Source organism: Spiroplasma endosymbiont of Cantharis rufa (assembly GCF_964019665.1).
GTDB lineage: Bacteria > Bacillota_I > Bacilli_A > Mycoplasmatales > Mycoplasmataceae > Spiroplasma_A.
Map to the genome: position 1 here is coordinate 1,187,352 of NZ_OZ026459.1, position 20,607 is coordinate 1,207,958.

Genomic DNA, 20,607 nt, shown 5'->3' on the forward strand with positions numbered 1-20,607 from the left:
AAATAATGGCTAACCATTACTTTTATTATATTCATATCTTGTTGTTAAAGAATCAATAATGTTCCTTGGATTGTTATTGCTTAACTCACTAATAACTTTTGAAATAGATTCCAATTGATTTGAAACACTTCTGAAGTCATATGAAACCATATTTTCCTTAATAATTCTAATTTCTAATCTCTCTAATAAATTTTCAAGTTTAAATATTCTTTCTTCAATAGAACTTATTTTTTTCTTTTCAAACTCTAAAATTTTTGAACCATAACTTGTTACTAAATTTTGTTGTTCCAAAATTAACTGTTCTCTAATTTTATTAATTTCATACTTATCATCATAATTCCTAGATAAGTGTCTTTTATCATCTTCATTTATAGAGATATTAAATTTATTAGTTTCATTCTCTTCCAAATTTATTTCATGACTTCCTTTAACTTCTTCTGTTATTAATTGATTTTTACTAAATAAATTTTCTTGTATATAATTATTTGTAATTAACTCTTTAGTATCTTCAATTTCTGTAATTAAATCTTCATTAAAAGTATTTTGATTTGCATAAACGCTTTCTTTAAAATCTGATTGGTTAATATTTGTTTTTAATATATTTTCTTCTTCCAACAACTTATTAGATTCTTTTTCCTCAATATTTTCAGATATAAAAGTCTCTTCTATATCTTCTACTTGAATATCTTTTTGATTATCCACTTTCAAGCTCATTTTTGGAGGTAAGGTAATATAAGACTTAGGCGAATTTTCTTTAATATTAGAATCATTTTTTACTATTTGTTGGCTCAAATCTGATTGTTTGAAATTAAAGTCAGAGTATATTGAATCTATATTTGTATTTGAATATTCAAATAATTGATTTATATCCATATTAACAGCTCTAGCTAATTTATCACTAATTGGTGATTGTTCCAAAATATCAGATTTTAAAAGATCTTCTTCTAAATTTTCATGTTTCTTTAATTCTAAATCATTAAATTCAAAATTAGGAGAATCAATATCTTCTTTTGATTTTACTGGTAAATTAGTTTCTATAATCTCTTTGATAGACATATTAAGTGCTTTTGCTGATGTACCATCAAAATTTTGGTTAAATTCACTAAACTCTAGTTTAGGAAGAACTATCATATCTAAATCTTCTTCTTTTTTAGCTTCAATTTTATCACTAATAATTTCAGAACTACTTGAAGAATCTTTTGTAATGTCAGAAAATTCTTTAACATCTGAAATAATTATTTGATTATGATTTGAAGATTCAATATCTTCAACAATAATTCCCTCATTACTTTTTTGTTGATTTAAATTAAAATCTCGATATATTAAATCACTGGTTACATTAGATGGTAAATCTATTTCTTCAAGTTGTTCAACAGACATATTAATAACCTTAGATTTTTGTCCTTCTATGAAATCTTTATCAGATTCAATTTCATTCGAACTGTCTTCTATTTTTTCATTAATGTTATCTTTAAAAATAACTGAATCTTGTGGGTAATTATCATCTACTAGCTTATTTAGATCCAAGTGCATTACTTGATACTCATCAGGTATTTTTATTTTTTTACCTAACTTATTAAGCCTCATTACATTAAAATTAAATTTTCTAACAATTTCAGATTTTTTATCCTCTTCAAATGAATAAAAGTTTTCTTCAATATGAATTCTTTTAATTTCTAATTTTGTTTTATACTCTTTTCATTTTAAATAATATTTTTTATTTTTTGTTTCTTTAAAGAAGTTATCTAATTGAGTTTCGTTTAAGATAGGCAACGCAGAGTTATCATTTCTTTTGTTTTGTTCGTTTTCTTTTTGGGAAACCTTTTTTTGATTTCTCAATTCTACGTTGCCAATTAACTTTCCCTCTTTTGTTACCTCTTTTTCAAATTTTCTTTCTTCTCTATAAATTGAAATTAAATTTCTTTCTTCAGCATAGTTATTTAGGGCAACTGAATCAAATAGTACTACTTCTAATAATACAACTGCTGCAAAAATTAACATTGAAGCAATAAAGAATACTAATTGACCTGTTAATAAAATAACAACTGCAATAGCTAATAAAATTATTTTAACAAATGGTTTTGAAAGTTTTTGATGTTTTCTCAATCTAACAAGTTCTGTAATTGATAAAACAATTAATACTATTGCTATTGCTATTGAAACTACAATTCAAATTAAGATTGGTTTTTCATTAAATTCAGGTTTTCCAATATTTGAAATATCAGCTTTCCCATTCGAACCAAATATTGAACCAAATAATGACTCTGTTAAAATATTTAAAATTTTTGTGATAATTGCTGGTGGATTTGCTGATGTCAATAATAACATAATTGCAGAAGTGGCAAATACTATTAATGATACAGATGCTACTAAGGTTAATGACCATGCAAATATAATAAATATAGCAAACATATTTTTTTCCTCCTATTTTTTTAATTGATTCCAGCTACCAGGAACTGAAATTTGTTTTGCATTTTTATCTTGATTTACTTTATTGTTAAATGTATTTTCAATACTAATTGGATTTCTTCTTAATAAATTTAAATTCTTATCTATTTCTTTATAGGACTCTTGTATTTCAACACCCTCTTTTCTGTAAGAAGGAGCTTGAAATCTTCTTCTTCCTTCAGAAGGAATAATTGAATTATCAATTACAACTTCCTTTTTTGAAAGAATTGAGGGATTAAATTCAGTATTGACTTTTCTTTTTAGAATTTCATGTTCTTCCAATTTTTTTTGATCTAACATTTCATTTCTTTGTTTTTCAATAAACTCATCAATATTAATTCTTAAAATTGACTCTATTCCCGGATCATAATCTTCCTCATCTTGTTGAATAGTTTCATTTTCAATTAAAGAATTTGATTTATTATGATCCTGATTTTGGATATTAACTTTTTTAAAATTAGAATATTCATTCTTATATTTGTTTAATTTAAAATTACTAAAATCTTTGTCTAAATTATTTTCAATTAGATTAAATTCCTCATTATAATTTATCCCATCAAATATAACATAATCAAAGTTTTCAGCTATTTCATCAATTCTATTAATATCAATAACTTTTGAATCAAGATTCATTCTACAAGATAAACCGGGTATTTTAATCAATGACTTTGCTATAAATTCATTAATTAATAAAATCTTATTCAAATCAATTCCCTCTGTATTAGTTATTACTATATTCATTTTTTCATTAAAGTTATATGAATCCAATAAATTAATGAACTCATTAATAAACATTTTTTCTGGATCATTTGTAATATTCAAATCGTCTAAAATATCATCAATTTCAGATGTAGTCTTACCTCAATCTGTTGCTGCTAATAATACAGAAGTTCTTTCCCATAGAATCTTCTTATCTTCTAAACTAATCTTTTCAGGTAAATTATTTATAAATTTTTTTAAAAAGAATAAGCAAGGTGAAGAATATATAATAATTTTCTGCAAATCTATATAAATCAAATTCTCATTATTCATATCATTTAATAATTCAGGGTGATTTATCATTAATGTATTTTTTGAAAATAATTCTTTTTTATTTTTTAAAGAAATATATTTATCTTTTGATATTATTTTATTATTTAAATTTTTTGACTCCATAATTAAATTATTACTTTTCGTGTTTGATTTTACTAATCCCTTATTTTCATTTTCAGAAACCTCATTTACTTTTAAAACCTTATTTTTGCTTTGATCATTAATTTTTGCAAAATTTTCATTAAAATAATTTTGCTCTGACTGATTATACACTTGAGTTTCTAAATAAGGATTTTCTCTTTTTAAACCGATTTCAGAAGATATCGAATTTGTAAAATATCTTTCTTCAAAATCTTCAAAACTATTTTCAGAGTACTTATCAGATTCGGATTTATTATATAAATAATTATTTTTTGAAGAATTTATATTATTTTTATAAGAGGGTTCAGGATAATCATTATAGTCTATAAAACCCATTTGAGCTCCTAATCTTGTTAATCGTTCTTGTTCTTTTCTTTCTTCAAGGGCTCTTTTTTCATCTTCCTCACGCTGTTTTTTTATCCTTTCAAATGGATTTAAATACATATTATAACCTCCTAATGCCAAAATTATTATACCATATTTTTTAAAGTTTTTTACTTCTTTTATTGCAATGTAATAGATAGTTTGATATGATATATTAGTTTTTTTATTAGTAATTTTGAAAAATTAAAAAGAAGAAGTTATTAAAAGCTGTTAAATATAATTTAAAAACCCCATCTTTTTGTTTATTTATTTTATTAAGTTATTATAACACAAAATACTGCATTTTTACCTTTAGAACAAATTGATTCAGTAAAGATAAAATCTAAATATTATTTTGAATTTTTTTATATTTTATAAAAAGAATTGTATAAATAGTTGATAAAAAACTAAGACTTATTATTGTTTGTGATATATACTTTAAACCACTCATTCAAGGTTCTGAAATTAAATTATTACTATCAAATGGAAATCCATATGTATTTTTCAAATAATTAAAAGATAGTGCATTTGGATTAACTTTAAAAGTCCCATTATTTCATAAGTTAGTTATTCTTTGCGATTCATGACTTGAATATGTAATTGCAACTAAAACAGATAATATTTCAATTAATAAAATAATAAATTGAAAAGTAAATGTTGATTTTGAAGTATTTCAATCTTTAATATAGGCAGTAATAAAAATAAAAATACTTGCCATTAAAAAACCAGAAATTATAATAGGTAAAAATTTAATTGCAAAATAGGAATTAGTGATATTTACTTCTTCTATAGAAATACCATTATATGTAACTGACTTATATAAATCTTTAATAATAAAAGTTCAATTAAGCATTGAATTCATTTTTGTTCCAAAAATAGTCATATTAATTATATATGCTAGTGGTGGCAGAAAAACTAAAGCTGTTGCTATAATTAATCAGAATGAAATATTTTTACTGTTATTTAAAGAAAATTTCTTTACTAACTCTTTAAATTTAGATCCACTATTTTCTCTAAAATTACTACGTTTTATTGCTACTTTATTATAGTTTTGATTTTTAAATCAAATAGTTAAAAAAAGTATTACTACTATGATTTTAATAACAGCTAATCATCATGTAGTGCTATCAGATGCTCACTTATACTTATTACCAGTACTCTTTATGGACATATTATAAAAAACATTTTGCATTTCTTTTATTGCTTCTGATTCAAAAATTAAATTATCCTTCTGAGATAAAAAATCAAAAAGATTATAAAATTTTGAATAAGAATACTCAGAAATTGCTTCTAGAACAATTGAGAGAACTGCAAACATTGCTATTATCATGATATACAAAGCCTTATAATAATTTGAAAGATGTTGCCTTAAAAATAAATTTAAAAATCCAATTAATATAAAACCAATAATTAAAAAAGATATTGATACTCACATCAAAGTTTCAATTTCAAATTGACTAACTACTAGATTTTTACCAAAGTTATTTTTAACAACATCTAATTTATTTAAATAATATTTAAGAGAATCATTAATATTTATAATAACAAGAAAAGTTATTGATTGAATAGATAAAATTAAAAAAAGCAATAAAAATTTAAATACTAAATTATTGTTAACTTTAAATTTATCTATTTTGAATTTATCACTATTATTTTCCATAAATCTCCTTAGAAGTAATTATAAATATTCTTCAATTATTTGAATAATCTTTTTTAAAATCTATATTATATTTTACTATCTTTCCAGAGAAAATATTTTCTAATTCTTCCTTTTGTTCAAAGCCAAACTCACAAAAAATAACCAATTTACTATTTAATTGAAATAGAAAATCCAATTTATTTACTAATATTTTATAAAATTCTAGACCATTATCTTTTGCAAAAAGAGCTAAATGTGGTTCAAATTTTTTAACACTATTTTGAATATGCAAATCTGAGAATTTAATATAAGGAGGGTTAATTGTAATAAAATCAGGAGTTATTTTAGTCACTTCAAAAATATTTAGAAAATCAGATATAAAAGTCTTAGCCTTTTTATTATGTTTCTCTAAATTTAATTTCGTAACTTTAATAGCTTGTGGCGAAATGTCAGTCATATATAAATTAGCTTCGGGTTCTAAGTTTTTTAAAGTTATACCTATGCAGCCACTTCCACAACATATATCAAATAAATTTTTATTTTTAAGATCATATTTTATAACTTCTTCAACTATACACTCTGTTTCTTGTCTTGGTATCAAAACATCTTCATTTACAAAAAAATCATACTTATAAAAGTATTTAATGTTTAATATATAAGCAAGAGGTTTTTTAGTTTCTAAAAATATTTCAGTTATTTTTAAAAATAAATCTAATTCATTTTTTGATAAAGACATATCGGTTAAAAAGTTAAAATCAGATTTATTTGTTACATGAATTATTATTTCTTTAAAGTCATTTGATGTAAATACTAATGGCACATACTTTTGTTTTAGTCTATAAATATTCATATTTAACCTTGTATATGTTGAGTAATCATATTTTTTTGTTCATCATTAATTAATTCAACAATAATTTCATCCAAATTACCTTCCATTACCTGGTCCAACTTATTTAAAGTTAAATTTACTCTATGGTCTGTAACTCTATTTTGAGCATAATTATAAGTTCTAATTTTTTCACTTCTTGCTCCTGTACCAACAGCATTTTTTCTCATACTTGCAGCTTCACTCTGTTGTTTTTCAAGCTCTGCTTCATAAATTCTTGCTCTTAATAAAGTCATTGCTTTATCTTTATTATCATGTTGACTTCTTCCATCTTGTGATGCTGCAACTATCCCAGTTGGAATATGTGTAATTCTTACTGCTGAGTCAGTTGTATTAATATGTTGTCCACCTGCACCAGATGCTCTATAAGTATCAATTCTTAAATCAGCTGTTTTAATATTAACTTCAACATCACTAACCTCTGGAAGAACTGCAACTGTTGCGGTTGAAGTTTGAATTCTACCTTTTGATTCAGTTTTAGGAACTCTTTGAACTCTGTGACTTCCAGACTCAAATTTCATTTTTGAATAAACCTTATCTCCCTTTAACATAAAAGATATTTGACTAAATCCACCAGCAGTTGATTCATTAACATCTATTACATCAATTTTTCAGTTATTTTTTTCAGCATATTTTGTATATAATCTAAATAAATCTCCTGCAAAAATATTTGCTTCATCTCCACCAGCAGCACCTCTAATTTCAAAAATAACATTTTTATCATCATTAGGATCTTTGGGCAGTAATAGAAGTTCCAAATCTTTTTCAATAATTTCAATAGCTATTTGTTCTTCTTCTAACTGAAGTTTAGCAAGACTTCTCATTTCTTCTTCTTTTTCAGTTTCCAAAATTAATTTTGCTTCCTCAATATCATTATTCACTTTTTTATACTCTTGATATTTTTGAACAATTTCTTCCAAATTTGATCTCTCTTTATTCAACTCTGTTAAAAGTTTAATATCTTTTAAAGTTTCTTCTTTTTGAATTCTTTCATCAATTGAATTAACTCTATTTTCCATTACATCTAAAGCTTCTAAGGTTTTCTTATTCATCATATTCTCCTATTCTGGCTTAATGTAACAATGTCTACATCTAGCCTCATATTTTTCATTTGCCGAAATTACAATTATTGGTTCATTTGCCTTTGCTGGATTACCATCAATTATTCTTTGAGTTCTACTAGCATTGCCACCACATGAATGACATATGGCACTTAACTTATCAACATATTCAGCTTCAATAAGTAATCTGTCTACATTTTTAAATGGATTATTTTTAAAATCTTTATCTAAACCATTAACAATTGCAATGACACCCTCATCAGCAATTTTAGATATAATATCAACAACATTAGCATCTAAAAATTGAACTTCATCAATACCTATTATATCAATTTTTTGCTTTGCATTTTGCTCTTTAAAAATTTTATAAATTTCTTCACTATCTTTAACAGTAACTGATTCAATTCTCATTCCAGAGTGTGAAAATACATTTTCTTTTGAATATCTTGTATCTATTAAAGGTTTAAAAACTAAAACATTTTGCTGAGCATGTTTGTATCTATTTAATCTTTTAATAAATTCTTCAGTTTTACCAGCAAACATACAACCAGTTATTAATTCAATTCAACCTCTTTTACTATTCAAATTCATTCTGTAATTCATAATATTTATTTCCCCTTTAATTTAATTAAATTAGATAAATCATCAATTAATTTATCTAATTCCTTCCAACTACTAATCTTAGCTCCTGATGCTAACTTATGGCCACCACCATTATATTTTTTTGCCACTGAGTTTATATCAAATTCTCTACTTCTAATAGAAATTTTTATTTTATCACTTCCAGGAGTTTGATAAGCCATAAGTCAAATTTTGACCTCTTCAATCCCCCCTAAAGCACTTAAAGCACTTTTTATTTCTTCATCTCCAAGATTTATTTTTTTAAAGACTTTTTCCTCAACTTTAATAATTCCAATAGAGTTATTTTCTAAAAATTTAGCCATTCCAAAAGCTTGATTGTGTCACTTTGCTAACTCAAATTTTTTTAAAAATAAGTCAGAATAAATATCATTAATTCTTATTCCAGTTTCAGAAAGTATCTTTGCAGCTTGAAAAGTTTCTCCATTTGTTTTCTCAAAAAGAAACCTTCCAGAGTCAGTTACTAAACCATAATATAAAAAACTAGCTGCCTTTTTTGAAATATTTAATTTATTTTTATAAGCTCAAAGTGTTATGACTTGTGTACAAGCAATTGCACTTGGATCAACAATTTTATTTTGTCCAAATTCATCATCTTCTAAGTGGTGATCTATTTTAAAAACTTCCTTTACAATATTTTTAAATAAAAAATCTACTCTTTCAAAATTTGCAACATCCACTGTTATTAAAATAGAATCAGTTATTAATTTCTCAGTTAAAATATCTTCAGATTCTTCTCTTAGACCTAAATTAAGTCTTTCCCCTACAACATAAACATTTTTATTTTTAAAATTATCTAAAATAATTTCTTTAAGCCCATACGCGCTACCCTGAGTATCTCAATCAGGAGATACATGCTTAGCAATTATTATATTCTTATAGTCCTTTATTTTTTTAATTAGAGTATCTTTCATTTTTCTCCTTATAGCACTTTTAATATTGACTCTTCCGTTAGATATAATTTAACTTTTTCATTATTATTATATTTTTTTATTGAGTAAAAATATAATTTTAAATCATTTTCTTTAGTTATAACTTCATACATATTTGTATCTAAAAATTCTTTATTATAGTTAATTATTCCAGTTATTTCTAAAATAATATTTCCATTTTCTTTTTTATTGGTTGATACTTTCATTGGATTTATTATTATCTGACCTGCCTCTTTAAATTTAGAACTTTCAATTTTTAAAGACTCATTCATAGTTTCTAATTTTTTACCATCATACTTATAATTGAATCTATTATTTTTTGCGAAAAATTCTCCTCCATAAGTTGTTCAATGTTTTTGTAGAACTTTTTCAAAATTTGTTTCAGTTATTTCATTCTCATTAATTAAATAAATATTCTTATTTAATTCCGGTATTTCATAAATACTTTCTTCAATAAAAACTATTGAGAATTTAGGATTAATATTTAATAAATTATTTATTACTTTTAATAACTCCTCCCTCTCAGCTTGATTTACTTTTGAAAAGATATTATAAAAAATAATATTATACTGCTTTAAATAAATAGCAGTTAAAAGTTGAAATCATATTTCTTCCATTCTATTAAATTTTAATGAAAGAATACTAAATTCAAATCCAAGTTCTTTAGCAGTTTCATCAATAAATAAAAGTGACTGTTTATATATACTTACTATTTTACTTTTCAACATCTGTTTTTTTTCTCTAAACTCTTCAATATTTCCTTTTTCACATTCATCATTTAATACTTTTTTATGATACCTATGCATTACCTCAACTATTTTACCTCTTAAAGTATTAGCCTCATCTGATAGACCCTCAAAAAACATTTTCTCTTGTTTAATTTTAAATTCAAATCTTTGGTCTTCAGATGCCTTTCTTCAAGAAAATAGTTCCTCCAAGTTTTTTGTTTTTTTAGTTTGTGTCTCAGATTTATCCAATTCAAAAATAATTTGCTTCTTTAAGTTTTTGATAATAAAATTAGTTTTTGATAATTTTCTCTTGATATTATTTACTTTTAAATCAATGATCTTTAATTGCTTTCTTGTAACAAAATTTGTTTGATTAAAGTTCAGGTCTTTTGCTAATTTTCTTTTTTGTCTATCTTTTGCCTTTTTTGTATTATATTCACAAGTACATAATGAAGATAATTCCATAAAAGAATAAACCTTATCTCACAAAGTTTGTAAAAAAGTTTGCATCAGCTCGAAATTTTGACCTTTCTCAATTAAATAATAATAGTCCTTAACAATAATTTTTATATGATCCTCTAGGTTTCCAAAACTTTTTTCTAAATTTTTATTATTAAAATCAATAATTTGTTCCAAAAATTCAGATAATCATTGTTCTTCTATATCTAATGAATTATTAATAAATTTTGATATCATACTTTCAACCTTATCTCTCATTTCTAAATCTGTTTTATTATTTTTTGATGTAGAAAAAGATAAATATGAATACTTTTTATCAATGTAATTTATTTTAGCCTTACTAAGAAAATTTCTATTTAATAATAAAGATGTATAAAGTCAAAACTTTTCAGGTCATTTTTTTAATAACTTATTAACTCCTATAACTGAAACTTTCCTTTTAGTTCATTGCTTATTAACCATATCATACTGATTAATTTTAAAAATTCCGGACCTAGCAAGATGCTTACCTTGTAATACATTTCTAAAATTTTTTCTTAAATATCTATCTTGAGAAATTACTGCTACAACTTGAGAATCTTCACATTTAAAATTAATTGTTTTAGGCAATAATTTTCTGTTAAAAAATTTAACATTTGAAATTGTAAAACTCATATAAAGACCTCCATAACTTTATAATTGTATAACATTTTCAATAAAAATAATAAAACTAGACTAATTGATAGTCTAGTTTTTTGTATTAAATTATTTTTTAGCTTCTTTTGCTTTTTTTTCATTTTCTGCTTTTTGAGCTGCTGAAGCCTTTTCTGCTTCAGCTAATTTAGCATCTTTTTTAACAAATTTTTCTTTGAATTTTTCAACACGTCCCTCTGCGTTTGCAAAGTTTTGTTTTCCAGTATAAAAAGGATGGCAATTTGAACAAGTATCTATTCTTACCTCTTCTCCTTTTGTTGATCCTGACATGAATTCATTGCTACAAGTTGTACAAACAATTTTAGCTTCAAAATATTGTGGATGTATGTTTGCTTTTGGCATGTTTTCACCGTCCTTTATTTAAAGTCTTTCTAATACAAATTAAATAATACCATATTTTTAATAAAACTTTTATTTTTTAAGTATTTCTTATATAAATAATAGAATTTTTGATAAAAATACTTCTAATAAAGTTGTGTATAAAAATCAACAACTTAATTTATCTCCTTTATGTTAAAGAGTTTATATAACTTAATTTTTAAGTCTCTTATAATTCTTTATTTACTACAATATTTTCTTTATTATTCATTTTTTTATAATCAAATACCTTATCTAAAATAATTAAAATTTGATTGACTAAGGGGCCTACTAAAAAAGTAAAGCATATTGTTCCTAATCCAAAGTTTGTTAATAAAAAATCAGTTTTACTTGCTTCTTCTCCTTTAACAAATGGGAAAAAAGCAAATGCTATTATTAATATTGAAATATCTATTATTAATCTACTTTTAGAGTAACTCATTTTTGTTAATCTTAAAAATTGTTCACAGATATTATTAAATGGTCCTAATAATCAGCCGGATTTGACTCAAAAAGCTATACCTAATACAAAACATAAAAAACCTGCTATAAAAATTAAATTTCTAGCTCCTGGTATTAACTCTCTAATACCCATTTGACTTAAAGGAGTTATAAACAAACCTACAATTTGAGGTACTATAAAAGTTATAATTATATCTGCCAAAATAAATCATGAAAATTTAAATCAGGCACTTTTACTTTTTGTTTTCTTATACTCATCAATAGTTGGTTTAATTGAAAAACAAATTGCAAACAATATTAAAACAATATAAAGAGTTGTTAAACTTATAGCGTAATTATCATAAACTCCTTGTCCAACTTTTCCCTCTTTTACAAAAGGTATTGAGATGGAAAGTACATTATAAATAAGTCAGTCAATTTGACTTCCTCCAACAGATGGTTGCTGATATAAAGCTAACCCAAATGCAGTTAATAGGATACCTAATATAAGCAATATAAATTTAACTATAATTGCTTTTCAATTTTTTGAAAAACTCTTCATATTTTCATTAAATAAATTTTTCATATTTTAAATTTCCTCTTTAATAAAAAAATAGGCTAAAAAAAACCTACTTTTCATATTTTGTTTTTAAAGCTTCTTCTCCACCTTGTTCATATCTTTTAACTCAATTTCTTAAAGAAACTACACTAACATTTCTTGTTGGCGCAAACTGAGTAGCTGTGACACCACTATTTTTAAAATCTCTAATAATCTTAATTTTCTCTTCAACTGTTAAATGCATAATGTAATCCTCCATTATTTCATTATTGATATTATTTAGCTTTTCCTTGACAACCAAACACTTTTGTTAAATCTAAGAATGTTTGTTTTATTGCTTTAAATCCTGGAGCTAATAATTTACGTGGATCAAATCCCTTAGCTTCATCATCTAAATCTTTTTTAGCTTCAATATATTCTCTTGTTGCATCTCTGAAAGCTAATTGTAATTCTGTATTAACATTGATTTTTGAGATTCCTAATTTAATTGCTTTTTCTACTTGGTCTTGAGGAATTCCTGAACCTCCATGTAATACCATAGGTAAATTACATGCTGACTGTAATTCTTCTAATGTATCAAATGATAGTGATTTTCATCATTCTGGATATTTTCCATGAATGTTTCCAATACCAGCTGCTAGCATAGATATTCCTGTAGTAGACATTTCAGCAGCTTGTTTAGGATCTCCTAATTCACCCTCACCAACTACACCGTCTTCTTCTCCCCCAATTGAACCAATTTCTGCTTCAACTGAAATTTCGTGTTTGTTTGCAAAATTCATTAATTCCCTAACTTTTGAGATATTTTCTTCATATGGTAAATGAGAACCATCAAACATTACTGATGAATATCCAGCTTCTATACATTTTTTAGCAGTTTCAATTGATTGACCATGATCTAAATGTAAAGCAACAGGAACAGTAATATTTAATGAATCTAATAATCCATTAACCATTCCCACTACAACATTTGGTCCACCCATATATTTCATTGCTCCCTCTGATGTAGCAATGATTACTGGTGTTTTAGACTCTTGAGCCGCTTCTAAAATGGCTTTAGTTCACTCTAAATTATTGATGTTAAAATGCCCAATTGCATATTTCTTTGCATGTGCATCTTTAATCATTTTTGTAGAATTAACTAATTTTGAATGATAAATTCTTGACATATTTTTTCCTCCTAAAGTTTTATTATACCTTATGATTATACTCCTTATTTTAGATAGACGAGACTTTTTTAAGTATATTAGAGTGGCCGTTTTCACTTTTGAACTAGTGGATTTAATAATTTTTTGCTCTATCCCAATTTTTTTAAAATATAAATATAAAACTAGGGCAAGTAATGTATTAGTAAAATACTGTATTGTATCTGTTAATAATTCAACAATAGCTAAGGAAGAATCAAATAAAAAATAGGCATATAATACATATGTAAAAATTCATAAATAACTAATAAAAATATTCAAATAAGATCAAATAAATTTTTTTAGAACTATAAAACTTACTCCAATTAAAAATTTTACAATAATTGTTATGGGAATATAAATAATCCCACCCGTAAATAAATCAGTTAAAACTCCTGCCATTATTGCAGATAAAATTGATATAAATGGATTAAGAAAATCTAAAAGAGCAATATACAAAAAATCTGATACTTGAAAAATACTTTTACCAGTTCCAATTGAGATTAGATTAGTTACTAATCCAATAATGAACATAACAGATGTTAATAAACCACAAATTGTTATTTGTCTTGAATTAATTTTTTTCATAATCTCACCTTAAATTAATTTTAGATAAAAAAAACAAAAAATATACTAATACTTTTTGTTCACTGCATTTACAAATCCCATAAATAAAGGATTTGGTTTATTTGGTCTTGAAGTAAATTCTGGATGATATTGAGCTGCAATAAAGAAATCATTTTTAGGATATTCTATTATTTCTACTAAATCTTTTTCTAAATATAGACCTGAAAAAACCATTCCGTTTTTTTCAAAGTCACTTCTAAATAAGTTATTAAATTCATATCTGTGTCTATGTCTTTCAATAACTTCATTTGATTTATAAAGTTCATAAGCTAATGTATTTTCTTTTAGAGAAGTTATATATCTTCCTAATCTTAAAGTTCCACCAATATTTTCTCTATTTTTGCCTTCTAAAATATCTATTATTGGATATTTTGTATTTGGTTTTAATTCTGTTGAATTAGCATCTTTTAAGTTTAAAACATTTCTTGCAAATTCAATACACGCTACTTGCATACCAAGGCAAATACCTAAATAAGGAATGTTATTCTCCCTTGCAAATTTGGCTGCCAAAATTTTTCCTTCAACACCATCTTCGCCAAAGCCACCTGGTACTAAAATACCTTTTGCATCTTTTAATTCCATTGCTATATTTTCTTGCTTTAATGTTCTGGCATTTACTCAATTGAATTTAACTTTTTTACTAATTTCATAACCAGAGAATTTTAAAGATTCCATAACTGATAAATATGCATCACTTAATTCAACATATTTTCCTACGATATGAATTGTTAAAATTTCTTTTGATTTTTCAATATTATTAACAAATTTTTTTCAATCTTTTAAATTTGTTGCTTTTAATTTTAAACCTAACTGTTTTGCTGTAATTTTATGTAGATTACCTTCTTCAACAACTAAAGGCACTTTATAAATTGAATCACTATCTGGACAAGCAATAACATTTTCTACTGGAATACTACATAATAAAGAGATTTTATCTTTAAGTTTTTTATCAAATTCTAATTCACTTCTTGCAACAATTACATCAGGTTGAATTCCTAAATTTAGTAATTCCTTAACTGAATGTTGAATTGGTTTGGTTTTAAATTCTCCAGATACTTTTAAATAAGGTAATAATGCCACATGAATAAACATTACATTTTCCTTACCTTTTTCCATTCTAATTTGTCTTAAGGCTTCTAAAAATGGTTGAGATTCAATATCTCCTACTGTACCACCAATTTCAGTAATAACTACATCTGCTTTGTTTTCAATCTCTGCAGCATAAATTCTTTGTTTAATCTCGTTAGTAATATGAGGGATAACTTGAACAGTTTTACCTTCATACTTACCATTTCTTTCTTTTTCTAAGGCCTCATAATATATTTTTCCAGCTGATGTTGAAGATATTTTAGAAAGGTTTACATCAATAAATCTTTCATAATGACCTAAATCTAGATCAGTTTCTCCGCCATCATCTGTAACATAAACTTCCCCATGTTCAATTGGATTAATAGTTCCTGGATCTATATTTAAATATGGATCAAATTTTTGCATAAATATTTTCAGTCCACTATTTTTTAAAAGTACTCCAAGCGAGCTCCCAGTAATTCCTTTTCCCAAACCAGAAACAACTCCACCAGTAATAAATATGTGTTTTACCATAATCTAATTCCCCCAAAAATAAAAAGTAGTTAATTAAACTACTTCTGATTAAATTCTACTAATAATCATCGTCATCATCGTCATCGTCGAAATCATCATCGTCGAGATCTTCATCTAAACTTATATCTATAGAATCATCATTTCCTTTATGATTTAATAATTTTTTAATTTTACCAACATTTTCTCCAGTATCATCATCAAAAGTATCAATACCAAGAATTGAATCAGTATCAAAATCTTCAAACTCTTCTGTTGTTTCAAATTTATCAACATATTCATATTGTTTTTTAACATCATCAAATTTTAGATATTCTCTTAAACCTCATTTACCATCTGAAGTCAGTGCAAATCTATTGTCAAGAACCAAATCACTATATAGTTCAGCTATAATTTCATTTTTGCTATCATTATCTCCATGTATTTCTTTTGAAATTGTATTTCAAATATCTTCAAATGAAGCGTCATCTTTACATTGACTTAGGTAATCATAGGCCAAATTAATTGGTGATAGTTTACTCATAAGATTTTCCCCCATAATTTCTATTCTACATTATACATTGGAAAAATATATATTTTTTTTATTTTATTATTTCAATCAACATTTATTATTTCTGACAAGTCCTTTATATTGGTTAATTTACCATTATTTAATATGTATATATTTTCATCTTTTTTTTCAGAACTGTGCTTATAAATCGAGATATCTCTTATTGTAGCAATATCAAAATAATATTTACTATTACCTTGAAAGTCAGTTTTCATTTTTTCAATTGTTTCTGAAGAAAGATCTGAAGATACTTTTAATAATTTTCGATTTATTAATCTATTTGATAAATCCTTTAAGATAATATCATCTTCATCTCTTAATACTCTAAATATTTCAAACATTGTATAATCATCTAAATTAGTGTACTTTTCTAATGGCATAATTTTGTTTTCAAATACTTCTTTAAAAATCTCAATTGTTTTTGATGCTCTAAATTGATATTTATCAATATATAAGTCTTTTAATCTTTTAAATCACATTTTAAATGTATTATCAAAAGCAATAGAAATTTTGTGTTCATACACTTGTTTAAACATATGATATCTTCCTAATAAAAAATTCTCAATTGCATTTATGGCTTTATTTGTAAATACAATTTGACCTTCATAAATTCTAGCATTTCTTATTATTCAATCAATATCAGGTTTAGAATAGTTAACTCCAGCACCTTTTGAATCTCTTAATAAGTAATCTAACCTATCTGCATCCAACTGACTTGAAACTAGAAAATTAACTATTTTATTTTTATGTTTACCTTCAATTACTGAAACAACCTCTTTAGGATTGATTCCATTATTAATTAGTACTTTATTAATTTGAGTATTTCCTCTTATAATTTCTACAGTATATTGCTCATGAGATACAGGAGATATCAACTCAAAAGTATGTGAAAATGGACCATGCCCCACATCATGAAGTAAACCTGCTATTTTTAAAATCTTTTTATCTTTTGCTGAAATATTTTTATTAATAATTTCATTTTCTAAAAATTTACAAATAACATGATAAACACCTATACAATGAGAAAACCTTGTATGATTGGCACTTGGAAAAACAAATTGACCTCCACCTAGTTGAATAATTCTTCTTAATCTTTGAAATTCATCTGTATCAATTAATTCTGAAAACACTTTATCCTCAAAATAAATTTCTCCATGAACATTATCTCTTATAAACTTTTCCATAACCAACCTCTTATTTAATACTATTTATATTAAGTATAACTTGTTCTTTTCCTATCAGTGAAATTGTTTTTGCCAACTCTGGACCATGTTCACTTAAAGTTGTAAATATTCTTACAGGCATAAATAAATCTCTACCTTTTAATTCAAATTTTTTGCCAATACTATTTATCAAAGCCTTAATATTTTCTTCATTGAATTCAACTATTTTTTTTAATTCTTCTTCTAAAAAAACTATTAAATCTTTTTTAATATTAAACTCTGCCAAAATATTTTTTGTTTTACTATCTATTTTCTTATTAAAGAAAATATCTAAGTGATCATTAATTTGAGATGCGAACTCTAATTCTTTTTTAAATAAAAGTAAAACAGATCTGACTCAATTATCCCTTTTATTTTTAATTTCAAACTTACTTTGATCAATAAAATTAATCACAAATTTTATGTAATCATCATCACTAATTTTTTTTATTCATTGACTATTAATTCACTTCATTTTTATCATGTCAAAAGTACTAGGAGATTTAGAAAATCTTTTTTCATCAAAAACTTTTATTAGTTCTTCTTTAGTCAAAATCTCTTGCTCACTCTTTGGACTTCAACCAAGTAATGAAATATAATTAAAAATTGCTTCAGGTAAATAACCTTGTTCTTTATATTGTGAAATAAAAAACATTGCATTTCCACTTCTTTTAGAAAGTTTTTTCTTTTTTTCATCAACTATTAATGTTAAGTGACAAAACAATGGTTCATGTCAACCAAAAGATTCATATATCATACACTGTCTTGGAGTATTTGAGATATGTTCTTCACCTCTAACAACATGAGTTATTTTCATATCATAATCATCAATTACAACAGCAAAATTATATGTTGCAATTCCATTTGATTTTAGAATTACAAAATCACCAATTTCTTTTGAATTAAACTCAACATTACCACGAACTAGATCATTAATTCTATATAATTTATTATCTGGAACTTTAAATCTAATATTAAATGGTTTTGTTTCATCATTATTTTTATTAGATAAACATTTTCTATTATATTGAGGAGCAATAATACCTTTTGATAATTGCATTTCTCTATCCTTTTCAAGTTCTTCTGAAGTACAATAACATTTATATGCTTTCCCTTGTTTTAATAAAATATTTGCATAATTTTGATATACTTCAAACTTTTCAGACTGCATATATTTTCCGAAATCTTTTTTTGGATTTCTAAATGATTCATCTGGTAGAATGCCCAATCATTTCATATTATCAAATTGAGAGTCTATTGCTCCATCAACATTTCTCTCGATATCTGTATCTTCAATTCTTAAAATAAAATCTCCATTATAGTGTTTTGCAAAAAGATAGTTCATTAAAGCTGTTCTTGTATTTCCTATATGTAAGTAACCAGTTGGTGATGGTGCATATCTTAATCTAAATTTTTCCATTTTCATTTTCCTCACTTTTATAAATTAATATATTACAATAACTTGTGATTATATTTCTAAAGTTTCCTTCTGTGGTAGTAGCCTTTATTGATATTTGATCCAATCCAATCTTTAAAATCTCTGAAAGATTTTTTTTAATAGCAGCTTTAAAATTTATAAGATTTGGTGCATCAAGCTCTATTAAAATATCTATGTTAGATATTTTATAATCTTTTTTCTTTAAAAGATTTAAAGAATCTTTAACCATAATAATTGATTCAAAATTTTTTTTCATATTTTTTGAATTATAATTTTGACCTAAATCTTCTTCTCCAAGTGAGCCAAAGATAGCCTCGGCTAAACTATGAAATAAAACATCTCCATCACTATATGCATCAACCTTAGTTTTTGAAGGTATATTAATTCCACCAATTAAAATATAATCCCCAATTATTAAATTATGCATATCTTTAGAAAATCCAACTTTAAATTTCATACTTACTCCTCTTAACAAAATGATTATAAAATAAAAAATGATTTATAACTAATTAAAGTTATAAATCCTTAATGCTATTTATTAAATTTAAAAAAACAAACATCTCCATCTTGAACGATATAATTTTTTCCTTCAAGTTTTATTTTTCCGCTATTCTTTAAACTTTGTTCATCTCTTAGTTCAAAAATATCTTCACACTTATAAACATCAGCTTTAATAAAACCTTTTTCAAAGTCTGTATGAATAATTCCAGCACATTGTGGAGCATTAAAACCATCTTTGAACTGTCATCCTCTTGCTTCTTGAGGACCACAAGTAAAATATGTCTTTAACCCCAGTGTTGAATATGCAGCTTTAATTAATTGTTCAAGTCCTGACGCTTCAATTCCAGCTTCTTGTAAAAAAACCTCTTTGTCATTTTTTTCAAGCTCACTTAAATCTTCTTCAATTTTTGCAGAAATTTTAACAACTTGTGAATTACATGATTGAGCATATTCTCTAACAAGCCTTACATAATTATTATCTTCTCTAACTTCGTCTTCACCAACATTAGCCACATAAATAAATTTTTTTGTTGTTAAAAGTTGAAATGATTTTAAAGCAATTTTTTCTTCTTCACTAAAATCAAGTTTATTTAATAACTTACCATCAGAAAGTTGAGTTGCCAGTTTTTTAAGTAAAGTATATTCAAAGATGATTTCTTTATCCTTAGTCGACTTGAATTTTGGTTCAACTTTTGCAAGTCTTTTTTTAACAGTTGCCTCATCAGATAAAATTAATTCTAACTCTATTATTTCAATATCTCTTATCGGATCAACGCTTCCCTCAACATGAGTTATTTCCTTTGAATCAAAGCACCTAATAACTTCACAGATAGCATCTGTTTCTCTAATATTTGCTAAAAAGGCATTACCTAATCCTTCACCTTTACTTGCTCCTGCAATTAAGCCAGCAATATCAACAAATTCAATTGTTGTATAAATAGTTTTTTTTGATTTGAATATATCAGCTAATTTATCTAATCTTCAATCTGGTACTTCTACAACTCCAACATTTGGTTCAATTGTTGCAAATGGATAATTTGCCGCTTCAACTTTTGAATTTGTAATTGCATTAAATAAAGTGGATTTCCCAACATTTGGTAAACCAACTATTCCTACTTGTAATCCCAT

The 20,607-nt window shown here is 24.8% G+C and carries 18 protein-coding genes and 1 pseudogene; all 19 read right to left on the reverse strand.

Annotated elements, in window-relative coordinates:
• Positions 1-9: 9 nt before the first annotated feature.
• Positions 10-2,412 carry a hypothetical protein gene (locus AACL15_RS05215; RefSeq protein ID WP_339034064.1) on the reverse strand — a complete coding sequence of 801 codons (2,403 nt, stop codon included), beginning with the start codon at positions 2,410-2,412 and terminating at the stop codon, positions 10-12.
• A gap of 12 nt (positions 2,413-2,424) precedes the next feature.
• Positions 2,425-4,065 (reverse strand): hypothetical protein, encoded by a 1,641-nt coding sequence (locus tag AACL15_RS05220; RefSeq protein ID WP_339034065.1) that lies wholly within the window; start codon positions 4,063-4,065, stop codon positions 2,425-2,427.
• 262 nt (positions 4,066-4,327) lie between these two features.
• Positions 4,328-5,644, reverse strand: coding sequence for a hypothetical protein (locus tag AACL15_RS05225; protein ID WP_339034067.1), 1,317 nt, complete (start codon positions 5,642-5,644; stop codon positions 4,328-4,330).
• Positions 5,634-6,473, reverse strand: a complete 840-nt coding sequence (gene prmC, locus AACL15_RS05230) for a peptide chain release factor N(5)-glutamine methyltransferase (protein ID WP_339034069.1) — start codon at positions 6,471-6,473, stop codon at positions 5,634-5,636. Before prmC ends, AACL15_RS05225 begins: the two co-directional genes overlap by 11 nt.
• A gap of 2 nt (positions 6,474-6,475) precedes the next feature.
• On the reverse strand, positions 6,476-7,561 hold the full coding sequence (prfA, locus tag AACL15_RS05235; RefSeq protein ID WP_339034071.1) for a peptide chain release factor 1: 1,086 nt from the start codon (positions 7,559-7,561) through the stop codon (positions 6,476-6,478).
• Between the two features lie 9 nt (positions 7,562-7,570).
• Complete coding sequence (locus tag AACL15_RS05240; RefSeq protein WP_339034073.1) at positions 7,571-8,173, reverse strand: thymidine kinase; 603 nt, start codon at positions 8,171-8,173, stop codon at positions 7,571-7,573.
• A gap of 5 nt (positions 8,174-8,178) precedes the next feature.
• A complete protein-coding gene (locus tag AACL15_RS05245; RefSeq protein ID WP_339034075.1) occupies positions 8,179-9,123 on the reverse strand; it encodes a bifunctional oligoribonuclease/PAP phosphatase NrnA in 945 nt (314 codons plus the stop codon).
• Between the two features lie 8 nt (positions 9,124-9,131).
• The gene (locus AACL15_RS05250) at positions 9,132-10,982 is read right to left on the reverse strand and encodes a hypothetical protein (RefSeq protein ID WP_339034077.1); all 1,851 of its coding nucleotides are present in this window, start codon (positions 10,980-10,982) and stop codon (positions 9,132-9,134) included.
• 90 nt (positions 10,983-11,072) lie between these two features.
• A complete protein-coding gene (gene rpmE, locus AACL15_RS05255) occupies positions 11,073-11,363 on the reverse strand; it encodes a 50S ribosomal protein L31 (RefSeq protein WP_422397901.1) in 291 nt (96 codons plus the stop codon).
• A 205-nt stretch (positions 11,364-11,568) separates the two neighbouring features.
• The gene (locus tag AACL15_RS05260; protein ID WP_339034079.1) at positions 11,569-12,405 is read right to left on the reverse strand and encodes an SPE_1075/MLC_0560 family membrane protein; all 837 of its coding nucleotides are present in this window, start codon (positions 12,403-12,405) and stop codon (positions 11,569-11,571) included.
• Between the two features lie 43 nt (positions 12,406-12,448).
• A complete protein-coding gene (locus AACL15_RS05265) occupies positions 12,449-12,622 on the reverse strand; it encodes a helix-turn-helix domain-containing protein (protein WP_339030034.1) in 174 nt (57 codons plus the stop codon).
• Positions 12,623-12,653: 31 nt separating this feature from the next.
• On the reverse strand, positions 12,654-13,547 hold the full coding sequence (fba, locus tag AACL15_RS05505; protein ID WP_422397917.1) for a class II fructose-1,6-bisphosphate aldolase: 894 nt from the start codon (positions 13,545-13,547) through the stop codon (positions 12,654-12,656).
• Positions 13,548-13,703: 156 nt separating this feature from the next.
• A pseudogene (locus AACL15_RS05510) lies at positions 13,704-14,150 on the reverse strand (hypothetical protein); the annotation flags it as partial.
• A 45-nt stretch (positions 14,151-14,195) separates the two neighbouring features.
• On the reverse strand, positions 14,196-15,791 hold the full coding sequence (locus AACL15_RS05275; protein WP_339034083.1) for a CTP synthase: 1,596 nt from the start codon (positions 15,789-15,791) through the stop codon (positions 14,196-14,198).
• A 58-nt stretch (positions 15,792-15,849) separates the two neighbouring features.
• On the reverse strand, positions 15,850-16,311 hold the full coding sequence (gene rpoE, locus AACL15_RS05280) for a DNA-directed RNA polymerase subunit delta (RefSeq protein WP_339030028.1): 462 nt from the start codon (positions 16,309-16,311) through the stop codon (positions 15,850-15,852).
• 20 nt (positions 16,312-16,331) lie between these two features.
• The gene (locus AACL15_RS05285) at positions 16,332-17,522 is read right to left on the reverse strand and encodes an HD domain-containing protein (protein ID WP_339030026.1); all 1,191 of its coding nucleotides are present in this window, start codon (positions 17,520-17,522) and stop codon (positions 16,332-16,334) included.
• 10 nt (positions 17,523-17,532) lie between these two features.
• Positions 17,533-18,960, reverse strand: coding sequence for a glutamate--tRNA ligase (gene gltX / locus AACL15_RS05290; RefSeq protein ID WP_339034085.1), 1,428 nt, complete (start codon positions 18,958-18,960; stop codon positions 17,533-17,535).
• A complete protein-coding gene (gene ispF, locus AACL15_RS05295) occupies positions 18,947-19,435 on the reverse strand; it encodes a 2-C-methyl-D-erythritol 2,4-cyclodiphosphate synthase (RefSeq protein WP_339034087.1) in 489 nt (162 codons plus the stop codon). Before ispF ends, gltX begins: the two co-directional genes overlap by 14 nt.
• A 74-nt stretch (positions 19,436-19,509) precedes the next feature.
• The gene (ychF, locus tag AACL15_RS05300) at positions 19,510-20,607 is read right to left on the reverse strand and encodes a redox-regulated ATPase YchF (RefSeq protein WP_339034089.1); all 1,098 of its coding nucleotides are present in this window, start codon (positions 20,605-20,607) and stop codon (positions 19,510-19,512) included.